Origin of the sequence: Streptomyces amritsarensis, assembly GCF_001953875.1 — a bacterium.
GTDB classification, from domain to species: Bacteria; Actinomycetota; Actinomycetes; order Streptomycetales; family Streptomycetaceae; genus Streptomyces; species Streptomyces amritsarensis.
Window position 1 is genome coordinate 14,732 of the sequence record NZ_MQUR01000045.1, and the last position, 18,870, is coordinate 33,601.

Sequence of the window (18,870 nt, forward strand, 5' to 3'; positions counted from 1 at the left end):
CCGCCATGGCCGACGACCTCTTCACACTGGGCGACCGGACCTTCTCCTCCCGCCTGATCATGGGCACGGGCGGCGCCCCGAGCCTGGACGTCCTCGAACGCGCCCTGGTCGCGTCCGGCACCGAACTCACCACCGTGGCCATGCGCCGCCTCGACCCGACGGTGCAGGGCTCGGTCCTCTCCGTCCTCACCAAGCTGGGCATCTCCGTCCTGCCCAACACGGCCGGCTGCTTCACCGCGGGCGAGGCCGTCCTCACGGCCCGGCTCGCGCGGGAGGCCCTCGGCACCGACTGGGTCAAGCTGGAGGTGGTCGCGGACGAGCGGACGCTCCTGCCCGACGGCGTCGAGCTGCTGGACGCCGCCGAGGTCCTGGTCGACGAGGGCTTCACCGTCCTGCCGTACACCAACGACGACCCGGTGCTCGCGCGCAAGCTGGAGGACGTGGGCTGCGCGGCGATCATGCCGCTCGGCTCCCCCATCGGCTCCGGCATGGGCATTCGCAACCCGCACAACTTCGAGCTCATCACCGAGCGCGCCTCGGTCCCCGTCATCCTCGACGCCGGCGCGGGCACGGCCTCCGACGCCGCCCTGGCGATGGAACTGGGCTGCGCGGCGGTGATGCTGGCCTCGGCCGTGACCCGGGCGCAGGAGCCGGTCCTGATGGCGTCCGCCATGCGGGACGCCGTCTCGGCGGGCCGCCTCGCCTTCCGGGCGGGCCGCATCCCCCAGCGCCGCTTCGCCGAACCCTCCTCACCCACGGAAGGCCGCGCGACCCTGGACCCGGAACGCCCGGCGTTCTGAGGACCCGCCGGGGGCGGCGCCCCCGGCACAGCGTGCTCCGACCCCGATCGTGCTGGTCACGGCCGGTGGGGCGGGTGGGCAGCCACCTGCCCGCGGTGCGGGGGCCGAGGGGGTGGAGCGCCCCGACCCGGCCCTCTCCACGTCACAGCTGCGCTGCAAGGGCGGGCACCCCCGCCGGGGTACCGGCGCCGGCTCGTAGAATCGGCGGGTGGATACGACCCTGGAAGACCCGCTCGTCGGGCGCGTGCTCGACGACCGCTACCGCATCGATGCCCGCATCGCGGCCGGCGGCATGGCCACGGTCTACCGGGCCGTCGACACCCGCCTGGACCGGATCCTCGCCCTGAAGGTGATGCATCCGGCGCTCGCCTCCGACGCCGCGTTCGTCGACCGGTTCATCCGCGAGGCGAAGTCCGTGGCGCGGCTCGCGCACCCCAACGTGGTCGCCGTGTTCGACCAGGGCACGGACGGGCCGTACGTCTACCTGGCGATGGAGTACGTCTCCGGCTGCACCCTGCGCGACGTGCTGCGCGAGCGCGGGGCGCTCCAGCCGCGGGCGGCCCTCGACATCCTCGAACCGGTCCTCGCCGCTCTCGGCGCCGCCCACCGGGCCGGCTTCGTGCACCGCGACATGAAGCCGGAGAACGTCCTGATCGGCGACGACGGCAGGGTCAAGGTCGCGGACTTCGGGCTCGTGCGGTCCGTGGACTCGGTGACCAACACCACCGGCTCGGTCCTGGGCACCGTCTCCTACCTGGCGCCCGAGCAGATCGAGAACGGCGTCGCCGACACCCGCGTGGACGTCTACGCCTGCGGTGTCGTCCTCTACGAGATGCTCACCGGCTCCAAGCCCCACAACGGCGCCACCCCCGCGCAGGTGCTCTACCAGCACCTGCACGAGGACGTCCCGCCGCCGTCCGCCGCCGTGCCCGGGCTGCCCGTCGGTCTCGACGGGCTCGTGGCGTCGGCCACCGCCCGCAACCCCGACCTGCGCCCGTACGACGCGGCCGCTCTCTTCGGCCTCGCCCGCGAGGCCCGCGCGGAACTCACGGACGCCGAGCTGGACGCCGTACCGCCGCAGGCGTACGCCGTGGAGCGGTCGTCCGCCGAGGACCGCACCGGCGTGATCCCGCGCCCGGTGGCCGCGCAGCCCCTGAACCTCACCTCCCGGTTCGAGACGCCCCCGTTGGACGAGCCCGCTCCGCCCGGACGCCGGCCGGCGCCCGCGGCGCGGCCGCGCCGCGGGGTGCTGCTGGTGGTCGTCGGCGTCCTGTTGGCGCTGGGCATCGGCACGGGTGTCTGGTACATCAACTCCGGCCAGTTCACCAAGGTCCCCAACCTGCTCGGCAAGACCGAGGCGCAGGCCCGCTCCCAGCTGTCCGAGGCCGGTCTCGGGGTGAAGGGGGTGGAGCGGAAGTTCAGCGACGCCTTCGAGCGCGGGACGGTGATGAACACCGACCCTGCGGGCGGCCGGCGGATCCGCGGCAACGGCGCGGTGACCCTCACGATCTCCCGCGGCCCCGAGGTCGTGTCCGTGCCCAACCTGAAGGGCAGGCCCCTGGAGGAGGCCAAGGAGGAGCTGACCCGGACCGGGCTGGCCCCCGGGATCGTCACGCAGGCCTTCAGCCAGGACGTCGCCCAGGGTTCGGTGATCAGCACCAATCCGGCGGGCGGCGAGAAGCGGGCGCCCGACACGGCGGTCTCGTTCGTCGTCAGCAAGGGCCGGCCGGTGCCGGTGCCGGGGGTGACGGGTCTGCCCTTCGAGCAGGCGAAGGCCACCCTGGAGGGTCTGGGCCTGAAGGTGGCGACAGCTCCCGAGCAGGTCAACGCACCGTCGGATCCGGGTACGGTCGCCAACCAGTCGATCGGTGCCGGCACCCAGGCGGCGGCCGGGGACACGGTCACGCTGACGGTGTCCAAGGGCCCGCGCCAGCTGCCGGTCCCGAACGTGGTCGGCCAGGACGTGGACACGGCTCGCAGGACCCTGGAGGCGGCGGGCTTCAAGGTGAAGGTGGACCGGCCGCTGATCTCCTTCAGCAGGACCGTGGACGCCCAGTCGGTGCTGCCGGGGCAGACCGCCGCCGAGGGCCTCACGATCACCATCCGGACCAAGGGACTGTAAGCGCACGTGGTACGCAATCCAGTGGGCGGGCACGTCCCCGTCGCGGGCGGTCTCGCCTCGGTCGGGCTGACGTACGCCCGGGAGATGGGCGCCGAGGCGGTCCAGGTCTTCGTCGCCAATCCGCGCGGCTGGGCCACCCCGGTCGGCAATCCGGCGCAGGACGAGCGGTTCCGCGAGGAGTGCGCGCGGGAGGGCATTCCGGCCTACGTGCACGCGCCGTATCTGATCAACTTCGGCTCGCACACCGCCGCCACCGTGGAGAAGTCGGTGGAGTCCCTGCGCCATTCGCTGCGCCGGGCCCGGCGGATCGGCGCGCTCGGGGTGGTCGTCCACACCGGCTCGGCGACCGGCGGCCGCCCGCGGGAGGTGGCGTACGCGCAGGTCAGGGAGTACATGCTGCCGCTGCTGGACGAGCTGACGCACGACGACGACCCGTTGTTGCTGCTGGAGTCGACGGCGGGGCAGGGTTCCTCGCTGTGCTCGCTCGCCGAGGACTTCGGACCGTACTTCGATGCGCTGGACCACCATCCGAAGCTGGGGATCTGCCTGGACACCTGCCACATCTTCGCGGCCGGTCACGATCTGGCGGAGCCGGGCGGGACGAAGGTGACGCTGGACCTGCTGGTGGACACCGTGGGCGAGGGCCGGCTGAAGCTGGTCCACGCGAACGACTCCAAGGAGGGCGTGGGCGCGCACAAGGACCGGCACGCGAACATCGGCCAGGGCCACATCGGCCGGGACGCCTTCGCCGAGCTGTGCACGCACCCGGCGATGGACGGCGTACCGCTGATCATCGAGACGCCGGGCGGCAAGGAAGGGCACGCGACGGACGTGGCGCTGCTGAAGGAGCTGCGCGGCTCCCGGTGATCCGCTGCCCCTGAGGGCTGTCCCCGTCGTCGCGGGTACACCGTCCGGGTGACTGCCGCCCCTAGAGTTCGGGGCCGTCCCCGGGCTCCTCCTGGTACGAGTAGCGCTGCTCGCGCCAGGGGTCGCCGATGTTGTGGTAGCCGCGCTCCTCCCAGAAGCCGCGGCGGTCGGCGGTCATGTACTCGATGCCGCGGACCCACTTGGGGCCCTTCCAGGCGTACAGGTGCGGGACCACGAGCCGGACGGGGAAACCGTGCTCGGCGGTGAGCAGTTCGCCGCCCTCGTGGGTGGCGAAGACGGTCCGGTCGGAGGCGAAGTCGGCCAGTCGCAGGTTGGAGCTGAAGCCGTACTCGGCCCACACCATCACGTGCGTGACCTGCGGCGCGGGCGGTGCCAGGGCCAGCACGTCGCGGGCGAGCACGCCGCCCCATTCGGCGCCCTGCATGCTGAACTTAGTGACGCAGTGCAGGTCGGCCACGACAGAGGTGAACGGCAGGGCCGTGAACTCCTCGTGGTTCCAGCAGTGCTTGTCGCCGTCGGCGGTCGCGCCGAAGACGCGGAACTCCCAGCGGTCCGGCTTGAACTTGGGCACGGGACCGTAATGGGTGACGGGCCAGCCCTTCTGCAGCCGCTGCCCCGGTGGAAGCTCCAGCTGCTCTGCTCCCGGAGATTCCCGGCTTTCCGGCTGACCCATGACTCCATGGTGACAGACTGGGCAGGGTGGTCATGACCAGGTCCGGGCCGATTCGGGCAAGTCACGGTAACTCCCACTAAGGAGGCACTTACTGGACGGCCCTCAGCGGCGGTGCAAGGATGCGCGCAACTGCCCCGTCACATAGCTGACATTGCCTGGAAGGAGCCTCTGCGATGCAGGGCGACCCCGAGGTCCTTGAGTTTCTGAACGAGCAGCTGACCGGCGAGCTGACGGCCATCAACCAGTACTGGCTGCACTACCGCATCCAGGACAACAAGGGCTGGACCAAGCTCGCCAAGTACACGCGTGAAGAGTCCATCGACGAGATGAAGCACGCGGACAAGATCACCGAGCGCATCCTGATGCTCGACGGTCTGCCGAACTACCAGCGTCTCTTCCACGTGCGCGTCGGGCAGACGATCACCGAGATGTTCCAGGCGGACCGCCAGGTCGAGGTCGAGGCCATCGACCGTCTCAAGCGGGGTATCGAGGTCATGCGCGGGAAGGGCGACATCACCTCGGCCCGTCTCTTCGAGGAGATCCTGGAGGACGAGGAGCACCACATCGACTACCTCGACACCCAGCTGGAGCTCGTCGAGTCCCTGGGCGAGGCGCTGTACATCGCGCAGCTCATCGAGCAGCCGAGCTGACCCTTCCGGCGGACCCGCTCCGGGCAGGTTCCGTGTGCCGGTCCGAGGCCGGGCCCGGGCGCCGGAGCCTTCGCTAGGCCGCTTCCGCCAGCTCGGGCGAGCGTGCCGGATCCGCGTCGGCGGCGAGCACGGACACCGCGTCGCCCTTCTCCAGCAGCTCCCTGCGCGGGCACGCCCCGCGGCCGAGGATGCCCTGGATGGTGCGCACGCAGGAGCCGCAGTCGGTGCCGGCCTTGGTGGCCGAGGCGATCTGGCGGGGCGTGCAGGCCCCGGCAGCCGCGTGTTCCTTGACCTGCTTGTCGGTGATCCCGAAGCAAGAGCAGACGTACACGCGGTTCACCTCCTGGCGCTGAGTGGTGCGGCGAGCCATCCCCGATTCGGTGAGGCTTACCTAACCGTACCCAAAGTTAGGGTGACCTAAAAGACCCGGGTACGACAGTGGGGCGCGGATCACATCGATCCGCGCCCCACAGTCGTAGGAACGCACCTACTGATCGCGACGACTAGTCGCGGTAGAGCTCCGCGACCAGGAACGCCAGGTCCAGCGACTGGCTGCGGTTGAGCCGCGGGTCGCAGGCCGTCTCGTAGCGCTGGTGCAGGTCGTCGACGAAGATCTCGTCGCCGCCGCCCACGCACTCGGTGACGTCGTCGCCGGTGAGCTCGACGTGGATGCCGCCCGGGTGGGTGCCGAGGCCCTTGTGGACCTCGAAGAAGCCCTTGACCTCGTCGAGCACGTCGTCGAAGCGGCGCGTCTTGTGGCCCGAGGCCGCCTCGAAGGTGTTGCCGTGCATGGGGTCGGTGACCCAGCCGACGATCGCACCGGAGGCGGTGACCTTCTCGACCAGCTCGGGAAGCTTGTCGCGGACCTTGTCGGCGCCCATGCGGACGACGAACGTCAGCCGGCCCGGCTCGCGCTCGGGGTCCAGGCGGTCGATGTACGTCAGCGCCTCGTCCACCGTGGTGGTGGGGCCGAGCTTGATGCCGATCGGGTTGGCGATCTGCGAGCAGAACTCGATGTGCGCGTGGTCCAGCTGGCGGGTGCGCTCACCGATCCAGACCATGTGCCCGGAGGTGTCGTACAGCTTGCCGGTGCGCGAGTCGGTGCGGGTCAGCGCGCCCTCGTAGTCGAGCAGCAGCGCCTCGTGGGAGGCGTAGAACTCGACCGCCTTGAACTCGGCCGGGTCGGTGCCGCAGGCCTTCATGAAGTTCAGCGCGTTGTCGATCTCCCGGGCCAGCTGCTCGTACCGCTGACCGGACGGGGAGGACTTCACGAAGTCCTGGTTCCAGGCGTGCACCTGGCGCAGGTCGGCGTAACCGCCGGTGGTGAAGGCGCGCACCAGGTTGAGCGTGGAGGCGGAGGCGTTGTACATGCGCTTCAGCCGCTCGGGGTCCGGGACGCGGGCCTCTTCGGTGAAGGCGAAGCCGTTGACGGAGTCGCCGCGGTAGGTCGGCAGGGTGACGCCGTCGCGGGTCTCGGTGTCCTTGGAGCGCGGCTTGGAGTACTGGCCGGCGATGCGGCCGACCTTGACGACCGGCACGGAGGCCGCGTACGTCAGGACGGCGCTCATCTGGAGCAGGGTCTTGAGCTTGGCCCGGATGTGGTCGGCGGAGACACCGTCGAAGGCCTCGGCGCAGTCGCCACCCTGGAGCAGGAACGCCTCGCCCTTGGCGACGGCTCCCAGACGGGCACGCAGCTGGTCGCACTCGCCCGCGAAAACGAGCGGAGGATACGACTCGAGGTCCGCGACGACAGCGCGCAGAGCCTCGGCATCGGGGTACGAAGGCTGCTGCGCCGCGGGAAGGTCTCGCCAGGCCGCCTTGGCGGCGGGGGCTTGGTTTTCAGCGTTCACGGTCACCTCGTACACATTACGGCGTTACGGGTGGCATCCGGCCCCCCGCCCACAACGTGAGACGGATTTCTCGAAGGCCGTGGACGCCCCAGGGAACGGAATCCATGGTTCAGCCGGGGGTCCGGGACGGATCGCGGGCGTCGGCGGCGCTCTGGGCTAGGGTTGACCGCATGTACGCGCACTCGCAGCAGAACTGGTGGTGGCCCGCTCCCGGCGGCCCACTTCCTGCGCGTACCTGACGACACACGCACGACGCGAAGGCCGCCCCCGAGGGGCGGCCTTCGCGCGTTCCCGGCCTCGGCGCCGGCAGCGAGAGCCGCTCCTCCCCCGACGGAAGGACGCTCCGCCCATGGACCCCACGGACACCAGCCGACCCAACCGCCCCGACGTACCCGGCCCGCTGGGCCGGCTGCTCGACGACTCCTGCCCGCCGTTCGCCCTGCTGCGCCGGCGGACCCCCGGCCGCGACCACGACACCGTCGAGGTCCTCCTCGGCGCGGTCCACGAGGCCGAGCGCCTCGCCGACCTGCCCGTCGGCCCGCTGCCCACCCTCGCGCTCGTGCCCTTCCGGCAGATCCGGGAACGCGGTTTCGACGTCCGCGACGACGGCACGCCGCTGGCCGCGCTGGTCGCCGAGGAGGTGTACGAGATCCCGCTCGACGAGGCGCTGGCCGCGCTGCCGGCGCATCCGGTACGGGTCGAGGACTGCGGCTTCGACGTCAGTGACGAGGCGTACGCGGACACGGTGGACCGGGTGATCCGGGAGGAGATCGGCCGGGGCGAGGGCGCGAACTTCGTCATCCGGCGCACCTTCGAGGGCCGGATCGACGGCTTCGGCCGCGCGGACGCGCTCGCACTGTTCCGCCGGCTGCTGGAGGGCGAGCGGGGCGCGTACTGGACGTACGTCGTCCACACGGGCGGGCGGACGCTGGTCGGGGCGAGCCCCGAGGTCCACGTGCGGATGGCCGGGGGCACGGTCGTGATGAACCCGATCAGCGGGACGTACCGGCATCCGGCCACGGGACCGACCCCGGAATCGCTCCTCGCCTTCCTCGGCGACCGCAAGGAGACCGAGGAGCTGTCGATGGTGGTCGACGAGGAACTGAAGATGATGTGCACGGTCGGGGACCGGGGCGGGGTGGTCGTCGGACCGCGCCTGAAGGAGATGTCCCACCTCACGCACACCGAGTACGAGCTGCGCGGCCGCTCCTCCCTCGACGTGCGGGAGGTGCTGCGGGAGACGATGTTCGCGGCGACGGTGACGGGCTCGCCGGTGCAGAACGCCTGCCGGGTGATCGAGCGGTACGAGAGCGGCGGGCGCGGCTACTACGCGGGCGCCCTGGCCCTGCTGGGCCTGGACTGCGCGGGGTCGCAGACGCTCGACTCCCCCATCCTGATCCGCACGGCCGACATCGCCCGCGACGGGCGGCTTCGGGTGCCGGTGGGCGCCACGCTGGTCCGGCACTCCGATCCGGCGGGCGAGGTCGCCGAGACGCACGCGAAGGCGGCGGGTGTGCTGGCGGCGCTCGGGGTGCGGCCGGCCGCGCCCCGGCCGGCGGCGCCCGGCGCGAGGGCGGCGGACGACCCGCGGGTGCAGGCGGCCCTCGCCGCCCGGCGGGCCGACCTGGCCCCCTTCTGGCTGCGGATGCAGGAGCGGCCGGCCGCGCCGACGGGCCGTGCGCTGGTGGTGGACGGGGAGGACACCTTCACGGCGATGCTGGCGCACGTGCTGCGGGTGGCCGGACTGGAGGTGACCGTACGGCGCTTCGACGAGCCGGGGCTGCGGGAGGCGGCCCTGGCCTGGGCGGGACCGATCGTGCTGGGGCCCGGCCCGGGCGACCCGGCGGACTCGGCCGACCCGAAGATGCGGCTGCTGCGCGGGCTGGCCGCGGAGCTGCTGGCCGGGCACCGCCACGGCCTGCTGGGCGTGTGCCTCGGGCACGAGCTGCTCGCCGCCGAGCTGGGCCTGCCGCTGGTCCGCAAGGCGGAGCCGGCGCAGGGAGCGCAGACCCGGATCGAGCTGTTCGGGACCGAGGAGGTGGTCGGCTTCTACAACACCTACACCGCGCACTGCGACGACCCGCTGGCCGCCGGGCTGGCCGCCCGCGGGGTGGAGGTGGCCCGGGACCGGTCCACGGGGGAGGTCCACGCCCTGCGCTCCCCGGCCGGGGGCTTCGCGGGGGTCCAGTTCCACCCGGAGTCGGTCCTCACCCTGCGCGGCGCCGACCTGCTGCGCGAGCTGGTGGCCTCGGTCCGCGCGCCGGCCACCGCCTAGCGCCCGGTACGGCCCGCCCCGGTCCGGGGGCCGCACCTACTGCCCTGCGGGGGCGGATCCTTCGCCGGCGGCCGGGGTCGGCCTCGCCGCGCGGCGGGCGAGGAGGGCCAGGGCCGCGCGGGCGGCCTTGGCAGCGAGCACCACGCCGGTCAGGGCCAGGCCGACCCCGAAGAGGGGCAAGCTGCCGAGTGCGCCGCCGACGGCGGTCACCAACCCGGCGCACTGGTCCGCGATGTCCCAACGGCGGGCGGGTCGGCCTGCGGGCTCCGTCCGGCGCAGCCGCCGGAACTCCCGTACCAGGCCGGCCATGGCCAGCAGAATCAGGCCGGCGAAGATCCAGCGGATGATCTCGGGGAAGTCCACGCGAGGAATGTAGGCCCCGCGCGCCCGCGCCAGGCGTCGGGGAGGTGAACGTGATCCGAAATCCCGGGGGCTACGGGGCCTGCGGCGGGTCCGGGACGAGGGTGTTCTCGGAGCGGCGGCCCGCGAGGTAGTCGGCCACGTTGGCGGCTGTGGTGTCGACGATCTGGCTCACCGCGTCGATCGTGTAGTACGCCTGGTGGGAGGTCACCACGACGTGGGGAAAGGTGACCAGCCGGGCCAGGGTGTCGTCCTCGACGGTCTCCAGCGACCGGTCCATGAAGAAGAGCCCGGCCTCCGCCTCGTACACGTCCAGGCCGACCCCCGTGAAGCGTCCGGCGCGGAGCTCCGCGACCAGGGCCTCGGTGTCGACGAGGCCACCGCGGCTGGAGTTCACCAGGATCGCGTCGTCCTTCATCAGCCGCAGTGCCGCCGCGTCGACGAGGCGGTGCGTGGACTCCAGCAGCGGCACGTGCAGGCTGATCAGGTCCGCGGAGGCGAACAGCTCCTCCTTGTCCACGTACTCCATGCCGAGCTCCACGCAGGCCGGGTTGCGCACCAGGTCCCAGCCCAGCAGGTGCATCCCGTGGCCGTGCGCGATGCGGGTGAACGCCTCGCCGATCTTGCCGGTGCCGAGCACCCCGACCGTGCGGCCGTGCATGTCACGGCCCATCAGGCCGTCCAGGCGGAAGTCGAAGTCCCTGGTCCGGGTCGCGGCCCGGACGATGCGCCGGTTCACGGCCATCGCGAGGGTCCAGGCGAACTCGGCCACGGAGTACGGCGAGTAGTACGAGACCCGGCTCACCGTCAGGCCGAGCTGCCGCGCCACGTCCAGGTCGATGTTGTTGAAGCCGGTGGAGCGCTGGGCGATCATCCGGGTTCCGCCGGCGGCCAGGATCCGCAGCACCCGCCCGTTCAGGTCGGCGTTGACGCTGGAGGAGACGACCTCGTACCCGGCGGCGATGGGGGCGGTGTCCTCGGTGAGGAAGACGTCCAGGCAGCGCACCTCGTGCACGCCCGCGAACGCGGCTTCGAGCATCGGCTTCTCGTCCGACTGCACGCCGAACGCCAGGATTTCCACGTGCACTCCCGTACGTAGGACCATGGGCCGTCCGTCACGATACGGCCCATGGTGTGCCGGCGCCCGGCGGCTCAGCCGAAGAAGACGCCGACCTCCTGGTAGAGGGCGGGGTCGACCGTCTTCAGCTTCGCCGTCGCGTCCGCGATCGGCACGCGGACGATGTCCGTGCCCTTGAGCGCGACCATCTTCCCGAAGTCCCCGTCGTGCACGGCGTCGATCGCGTGCAGTCCGAACCGGGTCGCCAGCCAGCGGTCGAAGGCGCTGGGGGTGCCGCCGCGCTGGATGTGCCCGAGCACCGTCGTGCGGGCCTCCTTGCCGGTGCGCGCCTCGATCTCCTTGGCCAGCCACTCGCCCACGCCCGACAGCCGGACGTGCCCGAAGGAGTCCTTGGTGCCGTCCTTCAGCACCATGTCTCCGTCCTTGGGCATCGCGCCCTCCGCGACCACGACGATCGGCGCGTAGCTCGCCTTGAACCGGGAGGTCACCCAGGCGCACACCTGGTCGACGTCGAAGCGCTGCTCCGGGACGAGGATGACGTTGGCCCCGCCGGCGAGCCCCGAGTGCAGGGCGATCCAGCCGGCGTGCCGGCCCATGACCTCGACGACGAGGACCCGCATGTGCGATTCGGCCGTGGTGTGCAGGCGGTCGATGGCCTCGGTCGCGATGCCGACGGCGGTGTCGAAGCCGAAGGTGTAGTCGGTGGCGGACAGGTCGTTGTCGATGGTCTTCGGCACGCCGACGCAGGGGATGCCGTATTCGCCGTGGAGGCGGGCGGCGACGCCGAGGGTGTCCTCGCCGCCGATCGCGACGAGCGCGTCCACCTCGTACTTGGCGAGGTTCTCCTTGATGTCGCGCACCCCGTGCTCCGTCGTGAACGGGTTGGTGCGCGAGGAGCCCAGGATGGTGCCGCCGCGGGGCAGGATGCCGCGGACGGCGGGGATGTCGAGGGGGACGGTGCGCCCCTCGACCGCGCCCCGCCAGCCGTCCTTGAACCCGACGAACCCGCAGCCGTACTCCTGCTCGCCCTTGCGGACGACGGCCCTGATCACCGCGTTGAGCCCGGGGCAGTCGCCGCCGCCGGTCAGCACTCCGACCTTCATTGCATCTCCCTTCGCCATGACGGTCACGCTAGTGGTGACGCAGGTCACAACACGGAATCTGCAGGGGCAATTCAGGTGGAATCGCGGGGCGTTGTGTACGCCCGTTCACTCGTACGAGGACGTAAGTACGATCGACGGCCGCGAGCGGTGCTCACGCGTCGTCGAGGCCGGCCTCTATCGCGTACCGGACGAGCTCCACCCGGTTGTGCAACTGCAGCTTGCCCAGGGTGTTCTGGACGTGGTTCTGCACGGTGCGGTGCGAGATGACCAGCCGCTCGGCGATCTGCTTGTACGAGAGCCCCTTGGCCACCAGTCGCAGCACCTCGGTCTCGCGGTCGGTCAGCTGCGGCGCCTTCGGCTCGTTCGAGGCGGTCGGCACCGGGTCGGTGGCCAGGCGGCGGTACTCGCCGAGCACCAGGCCGGCCAGGCCCGGCGTGAAGACCGGGTCTCCGGCGGCGGTGCGGCGGACGGCGTCGATCAGCTCCTGGGCGCCCGCGGACTTCAGCAGGTAGCCGGTCGCGCCGGACTTCACCGCCTCCAGCACGTCGGCGTGTTCACCGCTCGCCGACAGGACCAGGACCCGCAGCGCCGGGTTGGCGCCGACCAGTTCCTTGCAGACCTGCACCCCCGGCATGCCGGGCAGGTTGAGGTCGAGTACCAGGACGTCGGGGGTGACCGCGCGGGCCCGGCGTACCGCCTCGGGGCCGTCGCCGGCGGTAGCCACCACGTCGAGGCCGGCGGCGGCCAGGTCGCGGGCCACGGCGTCGCGCCACATCGGGTGGTCGTCGACGACCATCACCCTGATCTCGCGCTGCTCCTGCGGCTGCTGCGGGTTGTCCACGTCGGTTCGCTCGCTCACTTCTTGTCCGTCCTGCCCCTGGGTACCTTCAGTTCCACTTCGGTGCCCTGCCCGGGGACGGACACCAGATCGGCGCTGCCGCCGAGGTCGCGCAGCCGGCCGCGGATGGACAGGGCCACACCCATCCGGCCCTCGCCCTCGGCCTGGTCGAGGCGGCCCGCCGGGATGCCGGGGCCGTCGTCGCGGACGGTGACTATCACCTCGTCGCCCCAGTCCTCGACGAGGATCCAGGCCCTGGCCCCTTCCCCGGCGTGCTTGCGTACGTTGTCGAGGGCCGCGCCGACGGCCGCCGCCAGCTCCTTCGCGGCGGGCACGGGCAGCGGTACCGCAGTGCCCGGCTCGGCGAAGCTCACCCGGGAGCCGGCGTGCGGGGCGAGGAGCGTGCGCAGGTCCAGCTCGCCGGCGTCCGCGCCGGGCTCGTCGTCGTAGGTGTCCACCAGCGCGCCCCGCGACTCGTCGCGGGAGACCCGGGAGGGCTGCACCAGGCCGCTGGAGACGAGCGTGCGCAGCGCCACCTCCTGCTCCCCCGCCAGCCTGCCGAGCTCCTCGGCCTCGCCGCCCAGTTCCGAGCCGCGGCGCTGGACCATGGCCAGGACCTGGAGGACGCCGTCGTGGATGTCGCGGGCGAGACGCTCGCGCTCGCGGGTGGCGGCCTCGATCTCCAAGGCGCGGGCGAGGGTGTTCTCGCTGGCCCGGGCGACCTCGACGACGTAGCCGATGGCCACGGAGGCGACCCAGACCAGCAGGACGTTGTGCAGGGTGTCCCCGGTGGGCTGGCCTCTGTGGACGAGGATGTTGGCCATGGCCACGAAGGTGGAGGCGAAGCAGGCCCAGCGCCAGCCGCCCTTGATCGCGAAGCCGAGGACCGCGCCCGCGGTCCAGATGGTGGGGAGGGTGGGGCCGCCGCCGATGATCCGCTCGTGGGTGTCGACGATCGGCGTCAGCAGGATCCCGACGACCGCGACGGTGAGGTCCGCGACGAGGAACCCCTTCGTGCAGCTCGCGGCGTTCGCGACCTTGCGGAAGGTCACAAGCGTCCACACGGCGAGGACCGCGAGGTAGCCGGCCGCGGGCCAGGGGTGCGGGAACTGCTTGTACGCCGAGGCGAACAGCAGCACCGCGTAGACCATGGTCAGCAGCCGGTACGCGGTCAGGGCACGCCAGAGCGGCTGCTCGACCGACATGCGTACGACGCGTTCGCGTTTCGCCATCTCCCCCACCCCCCTGGGCGGTACCGCCCGCCGCTATTCGCCCTTGTCGGCCTTCTCCGCCTTGGCCGCCTTCTCCGCCTTCTCGGCGTCCTTGGCCGCCTTCTCGGCGTCGGCGATCTGCCGCTTGGCCGCCGTCGCGTAGATGTCGACGTACTCCTGGCCGGAGAGCTTCATGATCTCGTACATGACCTCGTCGGTCACCGAGCGCAGGATGAAGCGGTCGCCGTCCATGCCGTGGTAGCGGCTGAAGTCCAGCGGCTTGCCGATCCGGATGCCGGGGCGCATGAGCTTGGGGATGACCTTGCCGGGCGGCTGGATCTTCTCCGTGTTGATCATCGCGACGGGGATCACGGGCGCGCCGGTCGCCAGGGCCACGCGGGCCAGGCCGCCGGGCTTGCCGCGGTAGAGGCGTCCGTCCGGTGAGCGCGTGCCCTCGGGGTAGATGCCGAACAGCTCACCGCGTTCGATGACGTCGATGCCGCTCTTGATGGCGGCCTCGCCTGCGCCCCGGGCGCCGGAGCGGTCCACCGGGAGCTGGCCGACGCCCTTGAAGAACGCGGCGGTCAGCTTGCCCTTGACTCCGGGGGAGGTGAAGTACTCCGCCTTCGCGATGAAGGTCACCTTCCGGTCCAGCACGGCCGGCAGGAAGAAGGAGTCGGAGAAGGACAGGTGGTTGCTCGCGAGGATCGCCGGCCCCTCCGCGGGAATGTTCTCGAGGCCCTCCACCCACGGCCTGAACGCGAGTTTCAGCGAACCGCCGATGGAGAACTTCATTGCGCCGTAGATCAACTCGAAAGCCTTCCTGTGTCTGTCGAACAGACCTTATCCCGTGCCCCCACCGGCAGGAGCCCGACGACCCTGGCCGGTGCCACCCCGGTCGCGTACCTTGAAGTCACACAGAGCAACGCACCCGCCCGACGTACGTCATGATCAAGGAGACCCTGGTGCCCGTCCTCCCTGGAGCCGAGCCGTTCCGCCACGAGGGCGGAGAGGTCGGCGTCCTCCTCTGCCACGGCTTCACCGGTTCCCCGCAGTCGCTGCGCCCCTGGGCCGATTATCTCGCCGGGCGGGGCCTGACGGTGTCGCTTCCGCTGCTGCCCGGGCACGGGACGCGCTGGCAGGACATGCAGCTCACGGGCTGGCAGGACTGGTACGCCGAGGTGGACCGCGCGCTGCGCGAGCTGCTGGAGCGGTGCACGCAGGTGTTCGTCTTCGGACTGTCGATGGGTGGCGCGCTGACCCTGCGGCTGGCGGCCAAGCACGGGGACGCCATCAGCGGCATCGTGCTGGTCAACCCGGCCAACAAGGTGCACGACCCGCTGGCCCCCCTCCTTCCGGTGGCCCAGCACTTCATCCGGTCGACGCCGGGCATCGCCAGTGACATCGCCAAGCCGGGCTCGGTGGAGGTCGGCTACGACCGGGTCCCGACGCGGGCCGCGCACTCGCTGCGGAAGTTCCTGCAGCTGGTGGACGCCGAGCTGCCGCAGGTGACCCAGCCGCTGCTGCTCCTGCACAGCCCGCAGGACCACGTCGTGCCGCCCGTCGACTCGGCGCGGGTGCTGGCCCGGGTCTCGTCGACGGACGTGACGGAGACCCTGCTGGAACAGAGCTACCACGTCGCGACGTTGGACCATGATGCGGAGCGGATCTTCGCGGACAGTTTTGCGTTCGTCGGCCGACTGGCGGAGAGCGTGGGCAGGGAGGGGGCGGAGGCCGGTGGCTGAGCACGAGGAGCAGTCGGGCGGTATCCCGCCGCTGGACGAGGAAGCGGCGTGGGCCGCGATCGTGGCCGGGTACGGGCAGGAGCCGCCGGACCCGCCGGGGTCCCGGCCGTTCCGGCCGATCGAGAACCTCCTGCTGCCCGAGGAGGACGTCAAGCCGCTGCCCCCGGAGCCGGGGGCGGACGCCAAGGCCGAGCCCGAGCCGGAGCCGCCCGCGGCGGCGCCCGCGCTGGGCAGCTCGGTGGTCTTCGCCCCGGGCGTGGGCATGGCGGGTCCCCGTGACCATTCGCTGGCGGAGCCGGACGACGAGGACCTGACTGCGGCGGACGAGGGCCATTTCGTCCAGCCGGAGCCGGAGCTCCCGCCCGCGGACACGACGGCGAAGTTCGCGTGGCTCGCGGTGGTCGGCGGCCCGGTGCTCCTGCTGCTGGCGGTGCTGCTGCAGTGGGACATGACCTGGTGGCTGACGACGCTGGGCATCGGCGGCTTCCTGGGCGGCTTCGCGACGCTGGTCGCCCGCATGCAGCACGGCGACGACGAGGACGACGACCCGGGCCGCGGCGCCGTCGTCTGACCGGCCGGACAGGCGGGGCTGCCCATGCAGCCCCGCCGCACCCCCGCAGGGGCACCTCCCACCGACCGCCGAGACGGCGGCGCGGGCCCCGCGGTTTCACCCCCACCGGCGCCACGAGGCGCCGGGGCTCGGGGACAGCGCCGATCCTTCGACCCCGCCGGTCTTGGCGGCGCCAGGAGCCCGGGGGCAGTGCTCGATCCTTCGACCCCACCGGCCTTGGCGGCGCCAGGGGCCCGGGGCAGCGCCCGATCCTTTGACCCCGCCGGCCTTGGCGGCGCCAGGGGCCCGGGGCAGCGCCCGATCCTTTGACCCCGCCGGCCTTCGAGGCGCCGGGGGCCCGGGGGTAGCGGCCCCCGCAGCGGTGCCGTGCCCGTACCGGCCGGCGGGGCTACGTCGCCGCCGGCAGCCGCAGCGCCGCCAGCACCGGCAGGTGGTCCGTGGCGGACCGCAGGTCCGTCGCCGAGACCCCCGCCAGTCCTGCGGGGACCCCGCAGGCCAGCACCTCCACCCCCGCCGTGGCGAAGACCGCGTCGATCCGCCGGTCCGGCGCGGCCGCCGGGAAGGTCCGCTCCCCGCCCCAGGGCGCCACCGACCAGCAGTCCTGCAGCGCCCCGGCGAGCCGCCCGAAGGCGGGGCCGTCCGGTCCCTCGTTCACGTCGCCCGCGGCGATTCCGTACGGGGTGTCCAGCGCGGCGACCCGGTCGAGGAGGAGGTCCGCCTGCTCGCGCCGCTGGCCCCGGTCCAGGGAGAGGTGCGCCGAGACCACGCCCAGGCGCACGCCGCCGATGCGGACGACCGCGGTGGCGAGGCCCCGTCGGTGCAGTCCGGGTGTGTGCGGCAGCAGTACGTCCTGCGTCCGCTCCACGAAGACCCGCAGCGAGCACAGCAGCAGCGGGCCGGTCGCGGTCGCGCCTCCGCCCAGCACCACCAGGTCGCACTTGGCGGCGAGCCTTGCCGCGTGTTTGCGCCACCGGAAGAACCGCGGCGCCTCCTGTACGAGGACCAGGTCCGGCTCGCAGGCCCGGATGACCCGGACGAGCGCCTCCTCGTCGTCGCGCAGGGAGCGGATGTTGTAGCTGAGCACCCGGATCACGGCGGAACCGTCGGGTTCCGTACGGGACTTCGGCAGCGGGGGCGGCGACTGGTCCATGTACCGCAAGATACGCAGCCGCCCGCCGCTCCCCCAAGGGGCGCGGCGGGCGGTCCGGGTGGAAGGGGCTCAGCCCTGGCGGGCCAGGTCGGCCGCGCCGACGAGTCCGGCCTTGCCGCCGAGCTGTGCGGCGAGCACCTGGGCGTGCGGGCGCCAGGCGCCGCCGACCAGCCAGCGCTTGAAGGACTTGCGGATGGGGTCGAGGACGAGGTCGCCCTCGTCGGAGACGCCGCCGCCGACGATGAAGGCGGACGGGTCGAACAGGGAGGCCAGGTCGGCCAGTCCCGCGCCGGCCCAGCGGGCCAGCTCGCGGAAGGCGTCGACGGCCACCAGGTCGCCCTGCCGGGCGGCCTCGCTGATGTGCTTGCCCTCGATGCCCTCGGGGGTGCCGTCGCCGAGCGCGAGCAGGATCGTCGCGTTCTCGGGGGTGGCGTTGGCGCGCTGCTTGGCGTAGCGGACGAGGGCGCGCCCGGAGGCGTACTGCTCCCAGCAGCCCTGGCTGCCGCAGCCGCACAGCAGGCCGTCCGGGACGACCCGGATGTGCCCGAACTCGGCGGCGACTCCGAAGCGTCCGCGCCGCAGCTTGTTGCCGATGATGATGCCGCCGCCGAGGCCGGTGCCGAGCGTGATGCAGATGACGTCGTCGTGGCCCTGGCCGGCGCCGAAGCGGTATTCGCCCCAGGCCGCGCAGTTCGCGTCGTTCTCGACGACGACGGGCAGGCCGATGCGCTGCTCGACCTTGTCCTTGAGCGGCTCGTGGCGCCAGTTGATGTTCGGCGCGAAGAGCACGGTCGCGCGCTTGTCGTCCACGTATCCGGCGGCGCCGATGCCGACGGCCTCGATGGTGTGGTTGCTGCTGACCTCGGATACGGCGGCGCAGATGGCCTCCGTCACCCCGTCCGCGGTCGGCGGGGTGGGCACCTTGTACGTCTCAAGGATCGTGCCCTCTTCGTCGACCACGCCGGCCGCGATCTTCGTGCCGCCGATGTCGACGCCGATGGTGAGTCCCATTAGTCCCTCGGTTTCCGGTCAAACCCCGCCACGGCCAACGGTACCCGAGGGCGTCGGGGGTTCAGTCGAGATCGATGCGCTCGGCGGGACCGTCGTCGGGGCCTTCCCGGCGGGGGTCGCGGTCTTCGGAGGTCTGCCGGGGTGCCCGGGGCTCGCCCCGGGTCCAGCGGGCCTCGTGGCCCTCGACGGCGGAGCGGTAGGCGGCGAGCAGCTCGGAGCCGGCGGCCGCGAGGTGGTCGAAGACCTCGGGATTGCGTTCGACGACGGGCTTCGCGGCGGTTTTCGCCTGGTCGACGATCTGGCGGACGGCGCCCTGCGCGGCGGCGCCGAACAGGGGGTTGTTCAGGCCGGAGACCTTGTCGGCGACGGCCTCGAAGAGCTTGAACAGTTCCTCGGCGGCGGTGCCGGTGCCCCCGGAGCCGGACCGGTCCTGCCCGCGCAGGCGCTCCTTCTCGGCGGCGAGGTCCTCGGCACAGGCCTTGGCCCAGGCGTCGTCGTCGGTGGGGCGGTCGGTGGCCTCGCTCATGGCGGACTCCTGCGGCGGC

19 protein-coding genes are annotated in these 18,870 nt (G+C 72.2%); 7 read left to right on the plus strand and 12 right to left on the minus strand.

From position 1 onward, the window contains the following. Positions 1 to 5 precede the first annotated feature (5 nt). The 3 genes from AVW11_RS19490 to AVW11_RS19500 all read left to right on the plus strand — a co-directional run bounded on the left by AVW11_RS19490 (position 6) and on the right by AVW11_RS19500 (position 3,789). Positions 6 to 800: a thiazole synthase gene (locus AVW11_RS19490; protein WP_076044976.1), complete on the plus strand. Its 795-nt coding sequence runs from the start codon at positions 6 to 8 to the stop codon at positions 798 to 800. 208 nt (positions 801 to 1,008) lie between these two features. After that, the gene (gene pknB / locus AVW11_RS19495) at positions 1,009 to 2,922 is read left to right on the plus strand and encodes a Stk1 family PASTA domain-containing Ser/Thr kinase (protein ID WP_030850161.1); all 1,914 of its coding nucleotides are present in this window, start codon (positions 1,009 to 1,011) and stop codon (positions 2,920 to 2,922) included. A 6-nt stretch (positions 2,923 to 2,928) separates the two neighbouring features. Further along, positions 2,929 to 3,789: a deoxyribonuclease IV gene (locus AVW11_RS19500; protein WP_076044978.1), complete on the plus strand. Its 861-nt coding sequence runs from the start codon at positions 2,929 to 2,931 to the stop codon at positions 3,787 to 3,789. Positions 3,790 to 3,850: 61 nt separating this feature from the next. Here the strand turns inward: AVW11_RS19500 and AVW11_RS19505 are convergent, their stop codons facing one another. Then, positions 3,851 to 4,483: a sulfite oxidase-like oxidoreductase gene (locus AVW11_RS19505; protein ID WP_030850157.1), complete on the minus strand. Its 633-nt coding sequence runs from the start codon at positions 4,481 to 4,483 to the stop codon at positions 3,851 to 3,853. 173 nt (positions 4,484 to 4,656) lie between these two features. Here AVW11_RS19505 and bfr point away from each other — a divergent pair, with 173 nt between their 5' ends. Continuing rightward, positions 4,657 to 5,133 (plus strand): bacterioferritin, encoded by a 477-nt coding sequence (bfr, locus tag AVW11_RS19510; protein ID WP_030850155.1) that lies wholly within the window; start codon positions 4,657 to 4,659, stop codon positions 5,131 to 5,133. A 73-nt stretch (positions 5,134 to 5,206) separates the two neighbouring features. On the opposite strand, the gene AVW11_RS19515 is transcribed toward bfr, so the two are convergent. Both AVW11_RS19515 and AVW11_RS19520 read right to left on the minus strand, forming a co-directional pair. Continuing rightward, positions 5,207 to 5,473 (minus strand): (2Fe-2S)-binding protein, encoded by a 267-nt coding sequence (locus AVW11_RS19515; RefSeq protein WP_030850153.1) that lies wholly within the window; start codon positions 5,471 to 5,473, stop codon positions 5,207 to 5,209. 163 nt (positions 5,474 to 5,636) lie between these two features. Next, positions 5,637 to 6,998: a class II 3-deoxy-7-phosphoheptulonate synthase gene (locus AVW11_RS19520; protein ID WP_381788290.1), complete on the minus strand. Its 1,362-nt coding sequence runs from the start codon at positions 6,996 to 6,998 to the stop codon at positions 5,637 to 5,639. Positions 6,999 to 7,332: 334 nt separating this feature from the next. Between AVW11_RS19520 and AVW11_RS19525 the strand changes: the two genes are divergently transcribed. Continuing rightward, positions 7,333 to 9,258: an anthranilate synthase family protein gene (locus tag AVW11_RS19525; protein ID WP_060178173.1), complete on the plus strand. Its 1,926-nt coding sequence runs from the start codon at positions 7,333 to 7,335 to the stop codon at positions 9,256 to 9,258. A 36-nt stretch (positions 9,259 to 9,294) separates the two neighbouring features. Here AVW11_RS19525 and AVW11_RS19530 read toward each other — a convergent pair whose 3' ends face one another. The 6 genes from AVW11_RS19530 to AVW11_RS19555 all read right to left on the minus strand — a co-directional run bounded on the left by AVW11_RS19530 (position 9,295) and on the right by AVW11_RS19555 (position 14,643). Further along, entirely contained in the window at positions 9,295 to 9,621 is a 327-nt protein-coding gene (locus AVW11_RS19530) for a hypothetical protein (RefSeq protein ID WP_076044980.1), read from the minus strand. A 70-nt stretch (positions 9,622 to 9,691) separates the two neighbouring features. Beyond that, positions 9,692 to 10,699: a 2-hydroxyacid dehydrogenase gene (locus AVW11_RS19535; protein ID WP_076044982.1), complete on the minus strand. Its 1,008-nt coding sequence runs from the start codon at positions 10,697 to 10,699 to the stop codon at positions 9,692 to 9,694. A gap of 71 nt (positions 10,700 to 10,770) precedes the next feature. Further along, entirely contained in the window at positions 10,771 to 11,799 is a 1,029-nt protein-coding gene (locus AVW11_RS19540) for a 6-phosphofructokinase (protein WP_030850140.1), read from the minus strand. Positions 11,800 to 11,950: 151 nt separating this feature from the next. Then, a complete protein-coding gene (locus AVW11_RS19545; RefSeq protein WP_051700497.1) occupies positions 11,951 to 12,595 on the minus strand; it encodes a response regulator in 645 nt (214 codons plus the stop codon). 59 nt (positions 12,596 to 12,654) lie between these two features. After that, positions 12,655 to 13,869, minus strand: coding sequence for a MacS family sensor histidine kinase (macS, locus tag AVW11_RS19550; protein WP_060178176.1), 1,215 nt, complete (start codon positions 13,867 to 13,869; stop codon positions 12,655 to 12,657). Between the two features lie 33 nt (positions 13,870 to 13,902). After that, on the minus strand, positions 13,903 to 14,643 hold the full coding sequence (locus tag AVW11_RS19555; protein ID WP_076044984.1) for a lysophospholipid acyltransferase family protein: 741 nt from the start codon (positions 14,641 to 14,643) through the stop codon (positions 13,903 to 13,905). 170 nt (positions 14,644 to 14,813) lie between these two features. On the opposite strand from AVW11_RS19555, the gene AVW11_RS19560 reads away from it, so the two are divergent. Together AVW11_RS19560 and AVW11_RS19565 are read left to right on the plus strand one after the other, a co-directional pair. Beyond that, complete coding sequence (locus AVW11_RS19560; protein WP_060178305.1) at positions 14,814 to 15,593, plus strand: alpha/beta hydrolase; 780 nt, start codon at positions 14,814 to 14,816, stop codon at positions 15,591 to 15,593. Next, positions 15,586 to 16,164, plus strand: coding sequence for a hypothetical protein (locus AVW11_RS19565; protein WP_060178178.1), 579 nt, complete (start codon positions 15,586 to 15,588; stop codon positions 16,162 to 16,164). Before AVW11_RS19560 ends, AVW11_RS19565 begins: the two co-directional genes overlap by 8 nt. A gap of 388 nt (positions 16,165 to 16,552) precedes the next feature. Here the strand turns inward: AVW11_RS19565 and AVW11_RS19570 are convergent, their stop codons facing one another. From AVW11_RS19570 to AVW11_RS19580, 3 genes are all read right to left on the minus strand, one after another. Next, the gene (locus tag AVW11_RS19570) at positions 16,553 to 17,314 is read right to left on the minus strand and encodes an endonuclease/exonuclease/phosphatase family protein (protein ID WP_030850123.1); all 762 of its coding nucleotides are present in this window, start codon (positions 17,312 to 17,314) and stop codon (positions 16,553 to 16,555) included. A gap of 69 nt (positions 17,315 to 17,383) precedes the next feature. Beyond that, positions 17,384 to 18,325: an ROK family glucokinase gene (locus tag AVW11_RS19575; protein ID WP_030385620.1), complete on the minus strand. Its 942-nt coding sequence runs from the start codon at positions 18,323 to 18,325 to the stop codon at positions 17,384 to 17,386. Positions 18,326 to 18,386: 61 nt separating this feature from the next. Next, entirely contained in the window at positions 18,387 to 18,851 is a 465-nt protein-coding gene (locus AVW11_RS19580; RefSeq protein WP_060178180.1) for a DUF5304 domain-containing protein, read from the minus strand. Positions 18,852 to 18,870: the final 19 nt, after the last annotated feature.